The sequence below is a fragment of the Pseudomonas sp. R37(2017) genome, assembly GCF_002113375.1.
GTDB lineage: Bacteria > Pseudomonadota > Gammaproteobacteria > Pseudomonadales > Pseudomonadaceae > Aquipseudomonas.
Map to the genome: position 1 here is coordinate 229,632 of NZ_NEHO01000008.1, position 16,272 is coordinate 245,903.

The window sequence follows — 16,272 nt, forward strand, 5'->3', positions numbered from 1 at the left end:
GGAAATGCATGTTGCGAGTTAGTCAGAAATCTCTATTTCGTGAACGGTCACATTGCGTCTGGCTGCGTAATAACCACGAGCTTCCATTGCTATGAGCACCTCGTATGTGTGGAGGCCTGTAGGTAAGTTTTCGACGTCGGTATCAATGCGACGCCAATGATTCAGATCATTCAGAAACTCAGCATCTGCGGCCGTGATCTTCGTAATGTCTTTATCGTGTTTAACGATCAGATATTTTTCATGCGATTGATCACGGTAGATGTCTACTAGCATTTCCTTGCCCTCGTCGTGAAGGTATCTGGGCGAAACCTTCTAATAGGTCTTGGTATCACGGGGGATTCGATTTTTATATCCAGTTTATGCGTCTAGGACGGGCAATTTATGCATGCCGGTAGACAGGGGACGCGGGTTCAATACGCCAAAACTCCAGCCAATGAGGTGCCAAACCTCAGCCGCTGCCTTTGCCAATATTCTCTGGGCTCACCTATACGGTGGGCCTTTTTTGTCTCAATGAGGTGAGTCAATGAGCAAATCCACGTTCGCTGTATACCTTCCTGATCGTTATGCCCCAGTTTGCATTGAAGCTGACAGCTTTGTGTATTACGGGGGGGAGTTGGTCTTGCACAAAGACGAGCAAATGGTCGGCCGTAGTTCTGACCGTGGCTTTTTGGTTCGTTCTGATCTGGTGCGAGAACACACCCTGAGCGATGGTCTGATGCCGGGTCAGCCAGCAGAGTTGTTCGCTCCCGCTGAAGCTGCAAACCTCAAACTCAGTTCAGCTGTCTGGCCCTTTGCAGCCGGACTGGCGCTTGGGCTCCTGCTGGGCATTGGAACTGCGGTCGCTTTGCTGGCGCGGCTGTGAAGCGACGCCATTTGGCAGTGGCCGGGGACCCTGGAAACTTCCAAGGAACACGGGGCATAAGACTCGCGCAAAAGCGCTAGCGGCAGGGTTTGAAAGTTAGTTGACACAGGTTGACAGGTTGACAACGAATGCTTGATTTCGAGCAGTCAACATTTGGGGTTATCCCCCCCATCATTTTTCATCACAGGCCCGCTACGCCTGGTCGCGGCGCCTGATCGGCTCTGTTCAGACCGTCCCAATAAAGCTCCCGGATAAACGCTCGGAAAGCCTGTCAACTAAGTTGACAGGGTTGACGCGCTGACTGGAATTAAACAGGTGAGGGTGTATGACTTTGTTAACTCGCAAGGAATACGGCGAACTGAAGGGCTGGTCGAGGCAGCACATCAGTAAATTGGTCCAAAATGAACGGCTGGTTTTGAACGACACCGGGTTGATTGACGTGGACGCCAGCGATCAGCTCCTGGCGATGACGAGCGATCCGAGTAAAGCCGGCGTCGTTGCTCGACACCAGCAGCTGCGACTTCAGCGCGACGCCCCCAACGCAGGCGAAGAGAGTGCGGCGCTACAGGTCGAACTGGCCCCGGATTTTCAGAAGGCCCGCGCGATGCGGGAACACTATTTGGCTTTGCAAGAGCAGACCAACTTTCATACCCAGCAGGGTGCACTCGTCGAGCGAAAGGCGGTCGAAAATGCGGCCTACAGTGCTGGCCGCCTGGTGCGGGATCAGTTGCTGGGATTACCGCCGCGCCTGGCCCCGGAAATGGCAGGAATGACCGACCCCTGGCAAATCGAGAGGCTCCTGACGGCGGCCATTCGGCAAGCACTGGAAGACGCGGAACGAGTGTCTATGGCGGATCTAGAGCACGCCATCACCCCGAGCTAAACCTATGCCCTCAGAGATCCCGAACGGTGCGGTGGTGTACCGCGAGGCGCATTTCCGTGGGCTTCAACCGGACCCGGATCTCTGGATCGATCAGTGGGCCGACGAGTACATGCGTATCCCACGCGATGCCGGCGCCGCCGAACCCGGCCAGTACCGCACGGCACGTACCCCGTATGCCCGCGAACCGATGCGTTGCCTGTCACCGGCTCACCCGTGCAAACGTGTGGTGACCATGGTCGCCTCGCAGTTGATGAAGACCCAGATTGCCTTGAACTGGATCGGCGGCCTGATCCATATGGCGCCGTCGAACATCTTGACCTTGCTGCCCAGCCTCGGTCTGGCCAAGCGGGTGTCGTCGCGCATCGGCAAGACCATCAAGGCGACGCCGGAATTACGCGAGCGAGTGGCAGCCACCCGTTCGCGCGATGCGCGCAACACCATGGACACCAAAGAGTTCGAAGGTGGTTCGCTGTATGTCACCACCGCCGGTTCGGCAGCGAACCTGTCGGAGTTATCGGCCCGATACATCTATGGCGATGAAGTCGATCGCTGGGTGGTGGACGTTGGCGAGGAGGGCGACCCGATTGAGCTGGCTGAAACCCGGGGCAGCACCTTTGGCCGTAACGCCAAGTTCTACTTTTCCAGCTCGCCAACGATCCGGGGCGCTTCGCGCATTGCCGATCTGTTCGAGACCAGCGACCAGCGCTTTTACTACGTGCCATGTCCGAATTGCGGGCACATGCAAGTCCTGGAATGGGAGCGCCTGCTTTACTCGACGGATTATCAGCGGGTGCACTACGAGTGTGCCGGGCCTGACTGTGACGTGCTGATCGAGGAACACCACAAGGGCGAGATGTTGGCCAAGGGCGAGTGGCGTGCCCATGCCCAGGGCGACGGCGAAACCGTGGGTTTCAACCTCAATGCCCTGTATTCGCCACCGGGCTGGACCGGTTGGGCCGCATTGGCCAAGCAGTTCGAGAAGGCCAAACTGGCCATGTCGCGCGGTGACTTGGAACCCATGCAGGTGTTCTACAACACCCGTCTGGCCAAGGTCTGGGACAGTGCCCAGGAGCAAACCAAAGCCGATGTCCTGATGGCGCGGGCCCGTTTGGAAACTTATGGGCTGGGTTCCATGCCGTCCGCCGTGTTGATGCTCACGGCCTCGGTCGACGTACAAGCCAACCGGCTGGAGTTTATGGTGGTCGGGTGGGGCGCCGGCATGGAGCGCTGGATCATCGACTATCAGGTGATCTGGGGCGACCCCTCCGACGACCGCACCTGGTCGGTGCTCGATGACAAACTCAAGGCGCGTTACCCGCATCCGTGTGGCGCGGAACTGACGATCCGGGCGGCCGGCATCGACTCCGGCGGCAACCACACCGACGAGGTGTACCAGTTCTGCCGGCTGCGGCGCTGGCGCAACATCTTTGCGGTCAAGGGCGCGAGCAAGCCGGGTCGTCCGGTGATCGCCCAGCGACCATCGATGATGGATGTCACCTGGAAAGGCCTGACTGAACGCAAGGGCGTCGAGCTCTGGTTCGTCGGTACCGACACCGCCAAGGACTGGATCTATAACCGTTATCCGGTGGAGGACGGTCCGGGTGCGCTGCACTTTGCCAACGACCTGCCAGATGATTTTTTCGCTCAGTGCGTCGCCGAGCGCAAGGTGACTCGCTACGTCAAAGGCTACAAAAAAATCGAGTGGGTCAAGGGCAAGGCTGAGCGCAACGAAGCCCTCGACTTGATGGTGTACAGCCTGGCGATGGCGCATTACCTGGGGTTGAACCGCTACAAGGAGCACGACTGGGAGCGGGTGAGAAATGCCCTGTTTCAGGCAACGCCTTCGGGCGAAAAAGCCGTGTCGGCCGAGCGTATCAGCAACCCCGCGACACCCCAGCAGCAAGTGGCTGATCCCGTACCACCACCGGCCAAGCCGGCAGCAGCACCGCTGCCAATTGCACGGCCCCCGCAGCGTCGAAGTTCCAGCAGCGGCTACCTCAAAAAACGACGCTGAGTGAAAACGCGCAGCTGCTATCCACGTTGTCTTTTTACTTTAGAGCGATCCCCATGGCCTTTACCCAACAGCAACTCGATGCGGTCGAGAAGGCAATCGCGCGCGGCGAAAAGATCGTGCGCTACGCCGATCGCAACGTCGAGTACCGCGACATCGACGAATTGCTCAGGGCACGCGACGAAATTCGTAGCTCGCTGATCGCGGCAGCCGGTCCGCGGTCGCGCATCGTGCGGCTTTACCATGGAGGCAAGGGATTGTAATGGCGCATCCATTTCCTACCCTGGGTCGCGGCGGCTTCTTGATTCCGTCGAACATCAAGGCCAGTTATGAAGGGGCTGCCGAAGGGCGCCGCTCTGCCAGCTGGGATGCGCCCGACGCCGGTTTCAACAGCATTGCCATCCCGGCATTGCGCAACCTGCGTTCGCGCTCCCGGGCGGCGGTGCGTAACGACCCGTACGCCTTCAACATCATCGACAAACGGGTCAGCAACCTGATCGGTACCGGCATCACGCCGCGGCCGAAAACCCAGGACGACGAGCTCCGGCATCTGCTTCAGGAGCTTTGGTCCGATTGGGTCGAAGAATCCGACGCCGATGGTCTGACCGACTTTTATGGGCAGCAGGCCCTGATCGCCCGAACGGTAGAAACGGCCGGCGAATGTTTTGTCCGCCTGCGCCCGCGCAGCCTCGATGAGGGGTTGGTGGTGCCGCTGCAACTCCAGGTACTGGCGCCGGAGTTCGTGCCGCACGACAAGTTCGAAACGGCCCGTAACGGCAACATCATCCGCGCCGGCATCGAGTTCAGTCCGGACAGCCGTCGGGTCGCCTACTGGATGTACCGCTCGCACCCCGGCGATGCCTCCTCCTTGAACAGTGGCTACAACCAGCTGGTACGCGTCCCGGCCAGTCAGGTGCTGCACATTTTTGAACCGGTCGAGCCGGGGCAGTTGCGCGGTCTGCCGCGATTGTCGCCGGTGCTCAAGCGCCTGCGCAGCCTGGACAACTACGACGATGCGGTGTTGTTCCGCCAGGAGGTGGCCAACCTGTTCGCCGGCTTCATCAAGAAGCCGTCTCCGGATGACATCCAGACCCCGGTGGATCCGGTGACCGGTGCGCCGCTGAACCTCGCCTCGGATGGTTTCACGCCCATGGTCGCGTTGGAACCCGGGACCATGCAGGAGTTGTTGCCGGGCGAGGAGGTCGAGTTTTCCACGCCGCCGGATGCCGGCAACAACTATCCCGACTTTATGCGTCAGCAATTGATGGCCGCGGCGGCCGGCGCCGGGATGCCGTACGAGATCCTCACCGGCGACATGCGCGAAGTGAATGACCGCGCGTTGCGGGTGGTGCTCACCGAGTTCCGGCGTCGATTGGAGCAGCTGCAATTCGGTGTGTATGTGCACCAGTTGTGCCGCCCGGTACGGGCCGCGTGGATGGACATGGCGGTGCTCAGTGGCTCCGTGCTGTTGCCGGACTATGCCCAGCGGCGCCGCGAGTACCTGCGTACGCGCTGGGTGCCACAAGGCTGGGCCTATATCCATCCGGTTCAGGATGTTCAGTCACGCACGATGGAAGTTAACGCCGGCTTTGCCTCGCGTAGCGAAATGGTCCTGCGTACTGGCTATGACGCGGAAACGGTGGACGAAGAAAACGCCGCCGATGCCGAGCGGGCTCGGGGCAAAGGTCTTAATTACAGCACGCTCGTCGAACTGCTTCAGGCGCTCGACGACAAGGAGCAAGCATGAGCAAGAACACGCCTCCGCGCATTTACAACAAGGCCGGCCAGCAGGTGCCGGTGCAGGACAAAAGCTGGTACGCCGTACACGCCAGCGGCGAAGCCGCCGAGCGGGTGATCGAAGTCTTTGTGTATGGCGAGATCGGCACCTGGGGCATTACCGCCAGTCAGTTCATGCAGGATCTGCGCGCCGTCGATGACGGCGTGTCGCCGGTGATCGCGGCATTCAACAGCATCGGTGGTGACCTGTTCGACGGATTGGCCATGCACAACACCTTGTCGCGGCTGGGCGAACGGTGCACGGCACGTGTCGATGCCTTGGCGGCGAGCGCGGCCAGTGTTGCCGTGTGCGGTGCCCACAAGGTGGTGATCGCCTCCAATGCGATGTTGATGATCCACAACCCGTGGACCTATGCGGCCGGCGATGCCGACAGCTTTCGCAAGGTGGCCGATGTCCTCGACCAAACCATGGAGGCGATCATCGCGGCCTATAAGGCCAAGGCACCCACCATCGATGAGGCAGAGTTGCGCGATATGGTGGCCGCGGAAACCTGGCTGACCGCCAGTGAAGCGGTGGCTCTGGGGCTGGCCGATGAAGTGGGTGACGGCGTTCAGGTCAAAGCCTGTCTGGGCCAGGGCGGGGTGATGCAGCGTTACCAGCACACCCCAGCTGAATTGCTGGCGCAGCTGGATGAGCCCGCCGAACCGGAGCCAGAACCGAAGCTTGACGATGCGCCTATTCCGCCTGTGGTGGATGCCGCCCAGTTGGCACTCCAGATCACTCAGGGTTGTACCCAGGCGGGAATCAGTAACCTGATCGAGCCGCTGATTCAGTCCACCGCGCTCAAGGATGCCGCCACCGTCCAGGCGGCACTCACTCGCGTCAAGGCGGTGAATGATCTTTGTGTGGCGGCACGCCTGCCTGAGCTCTGCGCCGAGTTTGTGGCGGCCGGGCTTGATGAATCCTCGGTGCGCGCACGGTTGTTCGACAAGATCGTCAGCAGCGGCAACGGTTTTGAAATCGACAACAGCGTGCCCCTCAACGATGACCCAGCACCGAAGGTGCAGGCGAAACAACCAAATCCATCTTCGATCTGGGCAGCCCGTCAGGCCGCCCATGCGGGGCAATCCAACAGTGCCAAAGGAGCACGCGCATGACCGTAAAGTACGAAACGCTACACGCTGGCGAGTTTCTGCTCTCCGAAGGGGCCGGGAATATCTCTCGTGAATCCATTCTGGTGGCCGCCGGTGCCGCACTGAATGCCGGCCAGGTGCTGGGGCTGGTCACGGCGACCAATGAGTTTGCGCCCTACGATCCCGCCGCCACCGACGGTACCGAAGTGGCGGCCTGCATCCTCTACGGGCCGCTGGGCGAATCGACCGAAGAGCGTCGTGCCAGTGCCGTGGTGCGGCTGGCCGAGGTCAGCGAGGTGCATTTGACGGGTTTCGACGCTGACGCGGAAGCCGCCTTGGCGGCTCAATTTGTGATTGCCCGCTAAGTCCAGCCCCCCTTTATCCCAACCCCGCCTTGTGCGGGGTTTTGCTTTTCTGGAGAGTCCCTTCATGGCCGACATTGGCATTTTTAACGACGATGTTTTTTCCGTGTCTTCGCTGACCGCGGCGATCAACGAGCAGGAGTACCTGCCGGGTCGCATCAGCAGCCTGGGCTTGTTTCGCGAGGAAGGCATCAGCACCCTGACCGTGCAGATCGAAAAGGACGGCAACACCCTGGCCCTGGTGCCGGCAGGTGAGCGCGGTACCTCAGGTCTGGTCGTGGGTGCCAGCAAGCGGCAAATGATCCCGTTCAACACCGTGCACCTGCCGCAGCGTTTCACCATCAAGGCCGACGAGATTCAGGGCATTCGTGCCTTTGGTACGACGACCGAACTGCAGGCCGTGCAGGGCGTGGTCAACACGCGCCTGAGCAAAGCCAAGCGCCAACTCGACGCCACCCATGAATTTCAACGCATGGGCGCGCTGAACGGCCTGGTGCTGGATGCGGACGGCTCGACGGTCCTGCTGAACATTTATCAGGCGTTTGGTGTGCAACAACAAAGGCTGTCCATGGGCCTGAACGACTCGGCCACCAAAATCCGGGTCAAGTGCGCCGAAGCGCTGGACATGCAGGACGATGAACTGGGTAGCGTCACCAGCTCGGGCGCGCGGGCTTTCTGTGGCAAGAACTTCTGGAACAAGCTGATCACGCACAAATCGGTTGAGGAAACCTACCTCAATACGATCCAGGCCGCGGAATTGCGTGGTGATGCGCGGGACAGCTTCGAGCTGGGCGGCATCGTCTGGGAGCGCTACCGCGGGCGCATCGCTGGCGTGTCGTTTATTCATGACGATACAGCACTGTTGATTCCCGAAGGCGTGCCGGATCTGTACATCTCCTGCTTTGCTCCGGCGGACTACATGGAAACGGCAAACACCCAAGGCCTGCCGTATTACAGCAAGATGGAGCCATTGCCGTTCAACAAGGGCATGGCCGGTGAAGCGCAGTCCAACCCGTTGCATCTGTGCACGCGTCCCCGGGCGCAGATCCTGCTGACGCTCTGATCATGGCCTTTCGAGACCTGGTCGAGGTGATCGACAGCGTGGTGTTCGACACCCTGGCCGATGTCGGCTTCATCGAAGGCCGTCGCGTGCTGGGCATGTTCTCGGCGCCTTGGTTGCAACCCAAGGTTGGGCGCTTGAACACCGGTCTGCGCGAGCCGTGCTTTCACATTCGCGTGGCCGACGCCGCGGGCGTGGAAAAAACGCAGACGGTGCTCATCGATTTGCCAGCCCTGGACGGTGGTGGCGAGTACACCCTGATTCACCTGGAACCGGCGGGAGATGGTCTGGTGGCGTTGGCCTTGAGATTGAAAGCATGAGTGCCGTGCCGGTTTCTCTGCAGTTCTCCGCAGACGATCTGCAGGCTTTTAATCAGCTGGCCAAGGTGATGCCCAAGGCCGCTGCCGCAGCGCAACGGCGGGCGATCAACAAGACGTTGGGCTGGCTGGCCACGCACATGGCGCGCGATGTCAGCAAGCAGGAGCGGATTGCTGTGCGGGCAGTGCGCCAGCGCCTGCGCAGCTATCCCATTAAAAGCCAGGGGCAGTTGGGCAAACTCTGGTTCGGCACCAACCCGATGGAGGCCAGCCGGATTGGCAATCCCCGGCAGGGCAAGGCCGGTGTCTCGGTGGCGGGTCGGCGTTACCAGGGTGCCTTTTACAAGCGTGTGTATGGTAACAAGGCGGACATCTGGATCCGCACCTCCAGCAAACATTTCAACTCGGACGATTATCCCGGCAGCAGCGTGTCCGCGGGCGGTGGCACGAGCTCGGGCTGGATCGCGGAACACGACAACCGTTTTCCACTGGCCAAGGCCAAGGTCTCACTCGAAGACGTTGAGGGTCCGTTTTACACCTGGGCCAACAAGGCCGACGAACGTCTGTTGGTCGTGTTCAGGCAAGAGATGAACTTTGAGCTGCATAAATACCTGAAGGGGAACGCCCGTGTCTGATCCTGCCTTTTCCCTGGATGCGTTGTATGCGGCCATCGAGGAGCACATCCGTCAAGCGCTGCCGACGGTGCGCTTTGTCGCGACCTGTCCGGACATTCAGGACCGGGTGGCACTGCCGGCGGTCTTTCTGGAACCGGTGGAGTTTGAACCCGGGCAAGACATCGGTACCGGTGAAACGGTGCTGGTCCTTCGCTTTGAAGCGCGGGTCATTGTGGCGCCCGAGTTGGCCCGTCACCAGCAACTGGGTGCGCAGTTGGCAGCGCAACTTGCCATTCTATTGAGAGCACAAACCTGGGGGCTGGACAACGTCGAGCAGGCGCAGTTTGTGGCGTCGCGTCAGGACTGGACCAAGCCGGAGCTGGATGGCTACACCGTGTGGATGGTGGAGTGGACCCAACAGATTTACCTCGGTGAGGTTGAATGGTTATGGCCTGTCGAGCCGCCCGGTTCCCTGTACCTGAACGTCGATGGCTGCACCGGTACCGGCAATGAAGATCACTACTTTCAGCCGGAGGATCTGGCATGGGATACGCCAGCGCCGAACACGACCGGATGATTGCCGCGATGCTGCTGCCCTGCGTGGTGGTCGGAATCGATCTGTTGGCCGGCCGGGTGCGGGTCAAGGCTGGCACCTGGGTCAGTGCCTGGGTGCGTTGGCACAGCCTCGCGGCCGGCAAGGCCCGCCATTGGCGGGCGCCGAGCACGGGGGAGCAGGGTGTGTTGTTCAGCCCCAGTGGGGACCCGGCCATGGGCACCTTTATCCCGGGGCTGTATGGCAACGCCGGGGCACCACCGGACAACCGCGATCACGTCGAGGCGTGGTACTTCGACGATGGCGGCTCACTGGTTTACGACTGGCAAGCCGGCAGCTACAGCATTGACCTGCCCAACGGCACCCAGGCGACGATCCGTGTCGGCGGGGCGTCGTTCGAAGTGACACCGGATCAGGTCCAGGTGATCGCCAGCCAGATCACCCTGACGGGTGAGGTGGCTATCGACGGTGCGCTGAGCGTATCCGGCGACATCAGCGGCGCCGGCACGATCATGGACACCGGGGGGAACAGCAGCAACCACTCGCATTGAGTGAACATTCACCTTCAGCCCGCCGCGCGCGGGCTTTTTCATGTCTGGAGAAAAAGCATGACGAGTAATACCAAGGCCGCTCCCGCCGCCACGGATGCACCCGCTCCGGCCACGCTGAGCATCTTTCGCGACACCCTGTACACCTCGCGGGTGCTGATCCTGCTGGAGGCCGAGCGCACCTTGAAAGTGGAAAAGGGCCAGGTCGCGGTGGCTTCGGATGACACGGTCGCGCTCGAGTATTTGCACGGCCGCAAGGATTTTGTCGCGGTCGAGGGCTGATCCCATGATCGGACTGGACCGCCGCACCGGCCAACTCATTTCCGGCCTCGATCACCTGCGCCAGTCCATCGAAGACATTTTGTCGACGCCGCTGGGCAGCCGGCGCATGCGCCCAGAGTACGGCAGCAAGCTGCGGCGCTTTGTCGACTTGCCGGTGAATGACGGCTGGAAAAGTGCCGTGCAGGCGGAAGTGGCAAGCACGCTCGGACGTTGGGAGCCGCGCCTGAAACTGGGCCGGGTGCGCGCCGTGGCCATCCTCGACGGGCGTATCACCTTTGAACTGACCGGGCAGTACCTGGGCAGCGACGTGACTTTGGAGGTGTCCGCATGACCATGGAACTGGCGGCCCTGCCGCCGCCGCAAGTGCTGGAGGACCTCGACTTTGAGGAGGTTTACCAGGAGAAGCTGGAAGCCTTCCGCCTGAGCATGGGCGAAAACTGGAGCGCAGAGCTGGAAAGCGACCCGGTGCTCAAGCTGATCGAGCAGGCCGCGTATGGCGCCTTGCAGAACCGGGCGCGGGTCAACGACGCGGGCAAGGCCTTGCTGTTGGCCCACGCCGAACGCGCCGACCTCGATCACTTGGCCGCCAACGTCAACCTGCAACGCCTGGTGATTCAGGCCGGAGACCCGAGCACGGTGCCACCGACGCCGCAGGTGCTCGAAGAGGACGATGCCCTGCGTGAGCGGGTGCAGCTGTCGTATGAGGGGCTGACCACGGCGGGACCGCGCAACAGCTACATCCTGCATGCGCGCAACGCTTCCGGGTTGGTGGCCGATGCCACAGCGGAAAGTCCGTCGCCGGCCGTGGTGGTGGTCACCGTGCTCAGCCTTGAAGGCAGTGGCGCCGCTTCACCGGAATTGCTCGAACAGGTCCGCCTGCACCTGAATGACGAGGACGTGCGGCCCGTGGCCGACCGGCTCACGGTGCAGAGCGCCGTGGTCATCGATTACCGCATTGAAGCGGTGCTGTATCCGCAGGCACCGGGCCCAGAAAACGAAGCCTATCTGGCCGAAAGTGAGAAACGCCTGAGCGAGTGGATCAACCCGCGCCGCCGCTTGGGGCTGGAAGTGGCGCGTTCAGGCGTCGATGCGCAGTTGCACGTCCCCGGCATCGCCCGGGTCGAGCTGCTGGGCTGGACCGACATCAGACCAAGCAAGGCCGAGGCGGCGTACTGCACCGGCTACAGCGTGACGCTGGGGGCCTGACATGAGCAGTCAGCTACCGCTCAACAGCACACCGCTGGAGCTGGCCGTGGAAGCGGCCAACTACGAAAACACGCTGATTCCGCTGCGCAGTTTGTACAACGCCGACACCTGCCCGGAACACCTGTTGCCGTATCTGGCGTCGGCCTGGTCGGTGGACCGCTGGAACAACAACTGGACGCAGGAGGCCAAGCGCACGGCAATCCGTTCGGCGTACGACGTGCATGCGCGCAAAGGCACCATCGGGTCGTTGCGGCGGGTGGTCGAGCCTTTGGGCTACCTGATCGACGTGGTCGAGTGGTTCGACACCGTGCCGGAAGGCGTGCCCGGTACCTTCGCCCTCGAGGTGGGGCTGAACGACGCCGGCATCACCGAGGAACTGTATGAGGAACTGGCGTGGTTGATTGACGACGCCCGCCCGGTCAGTCGGCACATGTCCAACCTGGCGCTCAGCCTGCAGACTGAGGGCGTGCTGGGCATTGCCGTGTGCGTGCAAGAGGGCGAAGAGATCGACGTGTACCCGCCGGCCCCACAAGACATCGACGTGACCGGCTCTTTTGGCCCGGCGCTTTGCGTCGATGAAACCGATACTTTGGACGTTTATCCCTATGATTGATAAGACCAGTCAGTTTTTTGCCATCCTCACGGCGGTCGGTGAAGCCAAGCACGCCAATGCCATCGCCATGGGCCTGGACTGGATGTTCACCGAGATGGGCCTGGGTGATGCCAACGGCACTGACCCGATTCCCGATCGCCTGCAGACCCAGTTGATCAACGAATGGCGCCGGGCGCCGATCAACCAGATCCGCGTCGATCCGGCCAACCCCAACACCGTCATCACCGAGCAGATCATTCCGCCTGAAGTCGGCGGCGAATGGATTCGCGAGATCGGCCTGTACGATGTCGACGGCGATCTGGTAGCGGTGGCCAACTGCGCGCCGAGCTATAAACCGTTGCTGGACCAGGGCAGTGGCAAGACCCAAGTGGTGCGGATGAACTTCATCGTCAGCAGCTCGGCGAACATCGTGTTGAAGATCGACCCGGCCGTGGTGCTGGCTACGCGTGAATACGTCGACCTGGCGATCAGTGATGCGCTGGCCAAGCTCGATCACAAACAGTCAGCGCGGGTGGCGGCGACCGCCGCCATCGCCCTGAGCAATGTGCAGACCATCGATGACGTGACTGTCGTCGTTGGTGATCGGGTGCTGGTGACCGCCCAGACAGAAACCCAGGACAACGGTCTCTATGTCGTCAGCGCCGACGGCTGGACGCGGGCGGTCGATGCCGACAACAGCCTGGAAGTGACCCCGGGGCTGTTTATCCATGTGGAAGAGGGCACCACCAACGGCGACAGCCTTTGGCAGTTGATCACCGACGCGCCGATCACCTTGGGCACCACCGGTTTGCAGTTCGAGATGATCGCGGGCGGCAGTGGAGTCGGTATTGGTACGTTTCGCAGTGTCACCGTCGATGCCCTTGGGCGTGTGATCGCTGGCACCAACCCGACCACCCTGGCCGGATACGGCATCACCGATGCCCTGGCGGTGAGTGAAAACCTGGGTGATGTGGCGGATGTGGTCGAGGCTCGGAATAACCTCGGGCTGGGCACCGCCGCGACCGCTGCTGTGCAGGTCGATCTGCACGATGCAACGCCTGATGCGCTGATGAAGGTCGGAGCGTTCGGCTGGGGCGGGCCCGCCTATGCGGTCAGTGATGTGGACATCGGTGGCTTGAACGCGGAGACGGCCCTCTATTTCATCAGCAATGGCACGGGTGGGCCGGGAGGCGGAGTCTATGAGGGTTGGGTGCGCGTCTCGGCGATCACACCCGGTCAATACGCCTTCCAGGAGATTTATGGGAATGCCGACCACACCCTACACCGTCGGGCTTTGACTGCCGGTGTTTGGGGCGAATGGGAAAGCATCTGGGACTCAACCAATCTGGTTAAACAAACCTCCCCCCAAGATGACACGCCAGGCCGTGTATTGCTCACGGGGGCTTATGGTATCGGTCACGGGGGGATTGTCCTTCCCGACGGCACCGATCTAAACACAATCACCACCGTGGGTATTTACCGGGTGAACAGCGGACCGAACGTTCCACCTGGCGGTCAATTCTCCCCCATGCTGGTGGCGGTCAGTCAAGACACCCTCTGGCAACAAATCACCAGCTACAACAACGGTACAACCTATGCCCGTGGCGGTGTTCAGACCCCAGAGGGATACGTATTCAGTGAGTGGGGAACCGGTTGGGACAGTAACAACTTTAACCCCGCTGCGTATCAACCTGCGTTGGGCTTCACCCCCGTGCAGCAAGGCGGGGGGGCGGGTCAGGAGTCGAACAAGGTTTACATTGGTTATCGACCCGCCTCGAGCGACGTGGGTTTACAGGTTGATGCGTCCGACTTCGGGAAGATCTGGACCGAAAGCAATTTTGATCCTGCTTCCATCTTTGCCGTTCCTGTCGGCGTGCCGTTTCCATGGCCAACCCAAACGCCTCCCGAAAACTGCGTGGCGATGACGGGTCAGCCATTCAATGTCGAGTGGTACCCAGCCTTGCTGGCCGTGTATCCCACCGGCGTCCTGCCAGATTTGCGCGGCGAATGGATTCGCGGTTGGGATGCGTGGCGCGGTACCGATCCGGGTCGAACGTTGCTCTCCTGGCAAGAAGCAATGCTTGAATCGCACGCTCACTCTTTAACGACCGTCGGCGCCGGAAGTAACGTCTTGGATGGCGGCGGTGTTGCTGCCCCCACCTACGGAACATCAGCAACCGCTGCGGCTGGTGGTGCTGAAACTCGGCCTAGAAACGTTGCGTTTAACTACATTTGCAGGATGTATTGATGCCAATTTTGGTGGATGGTTTTTTTGATGAAAGCGGGTGGATCGACGTCTACACCTTCAGTGAAACTACGGCGGAATACCTCGGCCGACACGCAACCTATGTCACTGCCGGCTGCGGTCTGCCGGCGGGCTCCACGTTAGAGGAACCGCCCGAAGCCGGTGACGGCGAGGTGGTCGTCTGGACAGATGGCGCGTGGGTGGTGGTGCCCGACTATCGTGGGCCGGCGTATCAGACGGCCGATGGCGTCGAAGTTGAACACTCGATGCCGGGTGAGTTGCCCCCCGAGCTGACCACCTTGCCGCGCCCGAGCGCGGCCTATGTCTGGGGTGGTCTCGATTGGGTGCTGGATGCTGCTCTGGACCTCGAGCTTCAAAGCCAGCAAGAACAGACGTGGATCGAAAGCGAACTGCGGTTGGCGGGCCGAGAGGTCGACAAGCATCAGGATGCTTACCTGGGCGCGATCAGCACGGAATCCGCCTGGCGCACCTACCGCAATGAACTGCGGGACTGGCCCACTTCGCCAGACTTTCCAGACAGTGATAAACGGCCACTAAAGCCGGACGGGCAGACCCGCACCGCATCCTGACGCCCCGCATTGCCGGGGCGTTTTCTTTTCCATGCTGCACGTCACCGCACATCCCCACGGCCTCGCTTATGCGAGGCATTTTCGTTTCTGGAGCATCACTCTATGAGTTTCTTTCACGGCGTCACCGTGACCTTGGTGGATACCGGGGCACGCCACATCGCCACCCCGTCCGCGTCGATCATCGGCCTGTGCAACACCTTCACCGTGGGTCCGCCGGCCACAGCCGCCGCCAACGAACTATTGCTGATCACCCGCGAAAGCGAAGCGGTCGCCGCCTGGGGCCCGGACGCGGCGATTACCCAGGACTGCAAGGCCATTTTCAAGCGGTCCAAAGCGGTGATTGTCGCCGTCGGTGTGCCGGTGCTTGAGGATGAAGCAGAACAACTGTCGGCGATCATCGGCGGCGTCTGGGCCGACGGCAGCCGGACTGGCATGCAGGCGTTGCTCAACGGCAAAAGCAAGTTCAACGCCCAGCCGCGGTTGTTGGTGACGCCGGGGTATTCGGCGACGCTGGCGGTGGCCACTGAGTTGGTCGCCTTGGGCGACAAAATGCGGGCCATGGCCATCATCGACGGGCCCAACACCACCGACGAAGCCGCGATCGCCTATGCCGGCAATTTCGGCAGCAAACACGCCTACATGGTCGACCCCGGCGTGCAGTTCTGGGACACCGGGGCCAGTGCCACGGTCAACGCACCGGCGTCGGCCTGGACCGCCGGCCTGTTTGCCTGGACCGATGCCACCTACGGTTTCTGGGCCTCGCCGTCGAACAAGGAGTTTGTCGGCGTCACCGGCACCACGCGGCCGATCGAATTTCTCGACGGCGATGCGTCCTGCCGGGCCAACGTGCTGAACAATGCCAACATCACCACGATTATTCGCGACGACGGCTACCGGCTGTGGGGCAACCGCACGCTGTCCAGCGACCCGAAATGGAAGTTCGTCACCCGCGTGCGCACGTTGGACATCGTCATGGACGCCATCCTCTACGCGCACAAGTGGGCCGTCGACCGCTCGATCACCGCGACCTACGTCAAGGACGTGACCGAAGGCCTGCAGGCGTTCATGCGCGACCTGAAGAACCAGGGCGCGATCATCAACTTCGAGGTCTACGCCGACGAAGAGCTGAACACCTCCAGCGAACTCAGCGACGGCAAGGTGTACTGGAACATCCGGTTCACCGATGTGCCGCCGGCCGAAAACCCGAACTTTCGCGTGGAGGTGACCGATCAGTGGATCACTGAAGTGCTGGACACCGCTGCCTAAGGAGGCTGTT

20 protein-coding genes are annotated in these 16,272 nt (G+C 61.3%); 19 read left to right on the plus strand and 1 reads right to left on the minus strand.

The genetic code is table 11. The annotated features are described in order from the left end of the window. Positions 1–18: 18 nt before the first annotated feature. Positions 19–273, minus strand: a complete 255-nt coding sequence (locus CAG47_RS15610) for a hypothetical protein (RefSeq protein WP_085725748.1) — start codon at positions 271–273, stop codon at positions 19–21. Between the two features lie 250 nt (positions 274–523). Between CAG47_RS15610 and CAG47_RS15615 the strand changes: the two genes are divergently transcribed. The 19 genes from CAG47_RS15615 to CAG47_RS15705 all read left to right on the plus strand — a co-directional run bounded on the left by CAG47_RS15615 (position 524) and on the right by CAG47_RS15705 (position 16,262). Further along, the gene (locus tag CAG47_RS15615; protein ID WP_085725749.1) at positions 524–862 is read left to right on the plus strand and encodes a hypothetical protein; all 339 of its coding nucleotides are present in this window, start codon (positions 524–526) and stop codon (positions 860–862) included. Between the two features lie 325 nt (positions 863–1,187). Next, the gene (locus CAG47_RS15620) at positions 1,188–1,745 is read left to right on the plus strand and encodes a terminase small subunit (RefSeq protein WP_085725750.1); all 558 of its coding nucleotides are present in this window, start codon (positions 1,188–1,190) and stop codon (positions 1,743–1,745) included. Positions 1,746–1,749: 4 nt separating this feature from the next. Beyond that, positions 1,750–3,759, plus strand: a complete 2,010-nt coding sequence (locus tag CAG47_RS15625; RefSeq protein WP_085725751.1) for a phage terminase large subunit family protein — start codon at positions 1,750–1,752, stop codon at positions 3,757–3,759. A gap of 53 nt (positions 3,760–3,812) precedes the next feature. Next, entirely contained in the window at positions 3,813–4,019 is a 207-nt protein-coding gene (locus CAG47_RS15630; RefSeq protein ID WP_027923826.1) for a phage head-tail joining protein, read from the plus strand. Next, positions 4,019–5,503, plus strand: a complete 1,485-nt coding sequence (locus CAG47_RS15635) for a phage portal protein (protein ID WP_085725752.1) — start codon at positions 4,019–4,021, stop codon at positions 5,501–5,503. Before CAG47_RS15630 ends, CAG47_RS15635 begins: the two co-directional genes overlap by 1 nt. Continuing rightward, positions 5,500–6,651: a head maturation protease, ClpP-related gene (locus tag CAG47_RS15640; RefSeq protein ID WP_085725753.1), complete on the plus strand. Its 1,152-nt coding sequence runs from the start codon at positions 5,500–5,502 to the stop codon at positions 6,649–6,651. The genes CAG47_RS15635 and CAG47_RS15640 overlap by 4 nt, the downstream gene beginning before the upstream one ends. Next, positions 6,648–6,992 (plus strand): head decoration protein, encoded by a 345-nt coding sequence (locus tag CAG47_RS15645; protein WP_085725754.1) that lies wholly within the window; start codon positions 6,648–6,650, stop codon positions 6,990–6,992. The genes CAG47_RS15640 and CAG47_RS15645 overlap by 4 nt, the downstream gene beginning before the upstream one ends. 64 nt (positions 6,993–7,056) lie before the next feature. Further along, the gene (locus CAG47_RS15650; RefSeq protein WP_085725755.1) at positions 7,057–8,052 is read left to right on the plus strand and encodes a major capsid protein; all 996 of its coding nucleotides are present in this window, start codon (positions 7,057–7,059) and stop codon (positions 8,050–8,052) included. A gap of 2 nt (positions 8,053–8,054) precedes the next feature. Then, the gene (locus CAG47_RS15655; RefSeq protein WP_085725756.1) at positions 8,055–8,369 is read left to right on the plus strand and encodes a hypothetical protein; all 315 of its coding nucleotides are present in this window, start codon (positions 8,055–8,057) and stop codon (positions 8,367–8,369) included. Further along, positions 8,366–9,001 (plus strand): phage tail protein, encoded by a 636-nt coding sequence (locus CAG47_RS15660; RefSeq protein WP_085725757.1) that lies wholly within the window; start codon positions 8,366–8,368, stop codon positions 8,999–9,001. Before CAG47_RS15655 ends, CAG47_RS15660 begins: the two co-directional genes overlap by 4 nt. After that, positions 8,994–9,557 carry a hypothetical protein gene (locus CAG47_RS15665; RefSeq protein ID WP_085725758.1) on the plus strand — a complete coding sequence of 188 codons (564 nt, stop codon included), beginning with the start codon at positions 8,994–8,996 and terminating at the stop codon, positions 9,555–9,557. The genes CAG47_RS15660 and CAG47_RS15665 overlap by 8 nt, the downstream gene beginning before the upstream one ends. Continuing rightward, complete coding sequence (locus CAG47_RS15670) at positions 9,524–10,084, plus strand: phage baseplate assembly protein V (RefSeq protein ID WP_085725759.1); 561 nt, start codon at positions 9,524–9,526, stop codon at positions 10,082–10,084. Before CAG47_RS15665 ends, CAG47_RS15670 begins: the two co-directional genes overlap by 34 nt. A 57-nt stretch (positions 10,085–10,141) precedes the next feature. After that, positions 10,142–10,363 (plus strand): hypothetical protein, encoded by a 222-nt coding sequence (locus tag CAG47_RS15675; RefSeq protein WP_085725760.1) that lies wholly within the window; start codon positions 10,142–10,144, stop codon positions 10,361–10,363. Positions 10,364–10,367: 4 nt separating this feature from the next. Continuing rightward, positions 10,368–10,694, plus strand: coding sequence for a GPW/gp25 family protein (locus CAG47_RS15680; protein WP_043302559.1), 327 nt, complete (start codon positions 10,368–10,370; stop codon positions 10,692–10,694). Next, positions 10,691–11,569 carry a baseplate J/gp47 family protein gene (locus CAG47_RS15685; protein WP_085725761.1) on the plus strand — a complete coding sequence of 293 codons (879 nt, stop codon included), beginning with the start codon at positions 10,691–10,693 and terminating at the stop codon, positions 11,567–11,569. Before CAG47_RS15680 ends, CAG47_RS15685 begins: the two co-directional genes overlap by 4 nt. Before the next feature lies 1 nt (position 11,570). Continuing rightward, a complete protein-coding gene (locus CAG47_RS15690) occupies positions 11,571–12,182 on the plus strand; it encodes a phage tail protein I (RefSeq protein ID WP_085725762.1) in 612 nt (203 codons plus the stop codon). Continuing rightward, the gene (locus tag CAG47_RS28830) at positions 12,175–14,409 is read left to right on the plus strand and encodes a phage tail protein (protein ID WP_085725763.1); all 2,235 of its coding nucleotides are present in this window, start codon (positions 12,175–12,177) and stop codon (positions 14,407–14,409) included. Before CAG47_RS15690 ends, CAG47_RS28830 begins: the two co-directional genes overlap by 8 nt. After that, positions 14,409–14,996, plus strand: coding sequence for a hypothetical protein (locus CAG47_RS15700; RefSeq protein ID WP_085725764.1), 588 nt, complete (start codon positions 14,409–14,411; stop codon positions 14,994–14,996). Before CAG47_RS28830 ends, CAG47_RS15700 begins: the two co-directional genes overlap by 1 nt. 102 nt (positions 14,997–15,098) lie before the next feature. After that, positions 15,099–16,262, plus strand: coding sequence for a phage tail sheath family protein (locus CAG47_RS15705; protein ID WP_085725765.1), 1,164 nt, complete (start codon positions 15,099–15,101; stop codon positions 16,260–16,262). Positions 16,263–16,272 lie beyond the last annotated feature (10 nt).

Bases quoted from the DNA above. Each gene is read 5' to 3' on its own strand.
- CAG47_RS15610 (WP_085725748.1), bottom strand. From the start codon at position 273: ATGCTAGTAGACATCTACCGTGATCAATCGCATGAAAAATATCTGATC.
- CAG47_RS15615 (WP_085725749.1), top strand. From the start codon at position 524: ATGAGCAAATCCACGTTCGCTGTATACCTTCCTGATCGTTATGCCCCA.
- CAG47_RS15620 (WP_085725750.1), top strand. From the start codon at position 1,188: ATGACTTTGTTAACTCGCAAGGAATACGGCGAACTGAAGGGCTGGTCG.
- CAG47_RS15625 (WP_085725751.1), top strand. From the start codon at position 1,750: ATGCCCTCAGAGATCCCGAACGGTGCGGTGGTGTACCGCGAGGCGCAT.
- CAG47_RS15630 (WP_027923826.1), top strand. From the start codon at position 3,813: ATGGCCTTTACCCAACAGCAACTCGATGCGGTCGAGAAGGCAATCGCG.
- CAG47_RS15635 (WP_085725752.1), top strand. From the start codon at position 4,019: ATGGCGCATCCATTTCCTACCCTGGGTCGCGGCGGCTTCTTGATTCCG.
- CAG47_RS15640 (WP_085725753.1), top strand. From the start codon at position 5,500: ATGAGCAAGAACACGCCTCCGCGCATTTACAACAAGGCCGGCCAGCAG.
- CAG47_RS15645 (WP_085725754.1), top strand. From the start codon at position 6,648: ATGACCGTAAAGTACGAAACGCTACACGCTGGCGAGTTTCTGCTCTCC.
- CAG47_RS15650 (WP_085725755.1), top strand. From the start codon at position 7,057: ATGGCCGACATTGGCATTTTTAACGACGATGTTTTTTCCGTGTCTTCG.
- CAG47_RS15655 (WP_085725756.1), top strand. From the start codon at position 8,055: ATGGCCTTTCGAGACCTGGTCGAGGTGATCGACAGCGTGGTGTTCGAC.
- CAG47_RS15660 (WP_085725757.1), top strand. From the start codon at position 8,366: ATGAGTGCCGTGCCGGTTTCTCTGCAGTTCTCCGCAGACGATCTGCAG.
- CAG47_RS15670 (WP_085725759.1), top strand. From the start codon at position 9,524: ATGGGATACGCCAGCGCCGAACACGACCGGATGATTGCCGCGATGCTG.
- CAG47_RS15675 (WP_085725760.1), top strand. From the start codon at position 10,142: ATGACGAGTAATACCAAGGCCGCTCCCGCCGCCACGGATGCACCCGCT.
- CAG47_RS15680 (WP_043302559.1), top strand. From the start codon at position 10,368: ATGATCGGACTGGACCGCCGCACCGGCCAACTCATTTCCGGCCTCGAT.
- CAG47_RS15685 (WP_085725761.1), top strand. From the start codon at position 10,691: ATGACCATGGAACTGGCGGCCCTGCCGCCGCCGCAAGTGCTGGAGGAC.
- CAG47_RS15690 (WP_085725762.1), top strand. From the start codon at position 11,571: ATGAGCAGTCAGCTACCGCTCAACAGCACACCGCTGGAGCTGGCCGTG.
- CAG47_RS28830 (WP_085725763.1), top strand. From the start codon at position 12,175: ATGATTGATAAGACCAGTCAGTTTTTTGCCATCCTCACGGCGGTCGGT.
- CAG47_RS15700 (WP_085725764.1), top strand. From the start codon at position 14,409: ATGCCAATTTTGGTGGATGGTTTTTTTGATGAAAGCGGGTGGATCGAC.
- CAG47_RS15705 (WP_085725765.1), top strand. From the start codon at position 15,099: ATGAGTTTCTTTCACGGCGTCACCGTGACCTTGGTGGATACCGGGGCA.